The following is a 2,667-nucleotide window of genomic DNA, read 5'->3' as shown; positions in this document are numbered from 1 at the left end:
GGCTGGAATTCACCGAAGCCGGCCGCGACCAACCGATTGGCCGGCACGCCGTTCTCGATCAGGAACTTCACCACCGAGGTCGAGCGCGCCGTCGACAGCTCCCAATTGTCGCGATAGCGGCCGGCACCCGAGAGTGGCTTGTTGTCGGTATGGCCGTCGACGCGCAGCACCCAGTTGATCTCCGGCGGGATTTCCTTCTGCAATTCGATGATGGCGTCGGCGAGCTTCTTCATTTCAACCTTACCGGCATCGTTGATCTCTTCGGAGCCGGTCGGGAACAGCACCTCCGACTGGAAGACGAAGCGATCGCCGACGATGCGGATGTTCTCGCGGTCGGCGAGGATCTCACGCAGGCGGCCGAAGAAGTCGGAGCGGTAGCGGTTCAGCTCCTGCACGCGCTGCGCCAGCGCGACATTGAGGCGGCGGCCGAGGTCGGCGATCTTGGTGTTGGAGTCGCGGTCGCGCGCTTCCGAAACGTTGAGCGCGTCCTCGAGCGCACCGATCTGCTTGCGCAGGGCGGCGATCTGCTGGTTCAGGATCTCGACCTGGCTGAGCGCCTGCTGGCTGATCTGGCGCTGGCTGTCGAGCTCGCCGGAGAGGGCGGCGGCGCGCTGGTTGGCGGCGTCGCCGGCGCCGGCGCCTTGCGCCAGCAGTTGTTCGAGCCGGCTCTTTTCCGCCTCCGACGCCGATAGCGAGGCCTGCAGATTGGCGAGAGAATCCTCCCTGTCCTGCGTCGTAGAGCGCTCCAGCGCCAGAAGCTGGGTCAGTTCGTTGATCTGCGAATTGAGCCGGTTGAGCACCGTGTCCTTGCCGGAGATCTCGCGGCCGAGCAAAAACTGCGCCAGCACGAAGACGGTGAGCAGGAACATGATCGCCAGAAGCAGTGTCGATAGCGCGTCGACGAAGCCCGGCCAATAGTCGATGCGGCGATCGGCGCGCCGCCTTGCCAGCGCCACGTCAGTGCACTCCCGGCTTCTTCAGCGCGTCGGCGATCTTTTCCAGCGTGTTGCGCATCGCCTTCTGCTCGTCGGACTGCGCTTCGACCCAGTCGCGCATGATCTGCTGTTCCGAACGCATGTTCTTGACCAGGCCCGAAATACCGTCGGCGAGGTTGGCCATCGCGGTGGCGACGCGCGGATTGGAGCCGCCGCCATTCTCCTGCAGGCTGCGCAGCCTTTCCGACAGCAGGCGGATCTCGTCGGAGGGCTCGGTCCTGGCCGAGTCGGAGACGACGATATCGTGCGACAGATCGGTGACCGAGGACAGCCAGTTTTCCAGCTCGGTGTAGAAGCGGGTCTGGGCACGGCCGGCCTGCAGGTCGAGGAAGCCGAGCACAAGCGAGCCGGAGAGGCCGAACAGCGAGGACGAAAACGCCGTGCCCATGCCTGCGAGCGGCGCGGCAAGCCCTTGCTTCAGCGAATCGAGCACGGCGGCGGCGTCGCCGGTGCCGGGATCGAGCGATTCGATGGTCTCTCGGATCGAGCCGATGGTGTTGAGCAGACCCCAGAAGGTACCGAGCAGGCCAAGGAACACAAGCAGCCCGACGAGGTAGCGCGAGGTGTCGCGGCTTTCGTCGAGGCGAGTGGCGATGGAATCGAGCATCGTGCGCATCGAGCTGGTCGAGAAGGCCACCGTCGACGAGCGGCCGATCATCGCCTTCATTGGCGCGAGCAGCACAGGCTCCGTGGTCTCCGAGCCGGCGCGGAAGGAGTTGACCCAGCGCACCTCGCGAAACAGGCGCCCGACCTGGACGAAGGCCAAGAGGATGCCGACCACCAGCACGCCGATGATCAGGCCGTTGAGGCCGGGATTGGTGACGAAGGCGGTCGAGATCTGGCGGGTGAGGATAGCGGCGATGAATGCAACGATGATCAGGAAGATCACCATGGTGAGCAGGAAGACCTGCGGGCTCGACAATTTGTGCGGATCGTAGATCAGAACGTCGGAGCGCCTGCCCATGCCGAAGGATCTGAGAAAAGCCATCCGAACCCCGTTTCCGATGCCGCGCCGCCGATCAGGTTGACGGCAACTCTAAACGGAATTGTGACCAAATTGAATGGTGGTTGGCAATAATGCCGAGCCAGGGCTCAGAGCCTGTTCCATCCCTGATGGAAATCGGGATGGGACTCTACCTTCTTGTTGGAGCTGTTCTTTTCCGAAAACCGGTTCCCCACTTTCGGGATCACGCTCTAGATCCGGTTTATCACCAGACAGTCGACCATTGCGGCCAGATGCAAGCCGGCGCCGGTGACGACAAAGCCATGCCAGACGGCATTGTGGAAGCGCAGCCCCTTCCAGGCGAAGAAGATGACGCCAAGCGAATAGACGATGCCGCCGGCAACGATCAGCGCGATCGATGTCGTCGGCAAGGTCCGCACCATCGGGCCGACCAGGACAATGCCGCTCCAGCCGATGGCGAGGTAGAAGACGATCGCAAGCCGGTCGAAGCGGCCGGGGAAAAGCACCTTGATGGCGATGCCGATCGCCGCTGCCGTCCAGACCAGCACGATCATCGAGACGGCGAGCGGCGAGCCGTCGAGCTGGGCGAGAAAGGGCGTGTAGGTCGCGGCGATCAACAGATAGATCGCGGCATGGTCGAAGCGGCGCAGAATCCACTTCGCCGGCGACGACACCGGCCAAAGATTATAAGCCAGCGACACCGACAGG

At 63.5% G+C, this 2,667-nt stretch carries 3 protein-coding genes; all 3 read right to left on the bottom strand.

Annotated features, from left to right (window positions below):
• The coding region (locus EN742_RS31095) for a peptidoglycan -binding protein (RefSeq protein ID WP_128333675.1) at nucleotides 1–956 on the bottom strand (956 nt) is incomplete at its 3' end.
• Nucleotide 957: 1 nt separating this feature from the next.
• Nucleotides 958–1,983, bottom strand: coding sequence for a MotA/TolQ/ExbB proton channel family protein (locus tag EN742_RS31090; protein WP_126057853.1), 1,026 nt, complete (start codon nucleotides 1,981–1,983; stop codon nucleotides 958–960).
• Nucleotides 1,984–2,189: 206 nt separating this feature from the next.
• Nucleotides 2,190–2,667: hemolysin III family protein (locus EN742_RS31085; RefSeq protein WP_128333674.1), on the bottom strand; the 478-nt coding region annotated here is incomplete at its 5' end.

It is taken from the genome of Mesorhizobium sp. M4A.F.Ca.ET.020.02.1.1 (assembly GCF_004022645.1).
GTDB lineage: Bacteria > Pseudomonadota > Alphaproteobacteria > Rhizobiales > Rhizobiaceae > Mesorhizobium.
The sequence above is the reverse complement of the archived record's forward strand: the minus strand, read 5'-3'. Positions and strand labels throughout refer to the sequence as shown.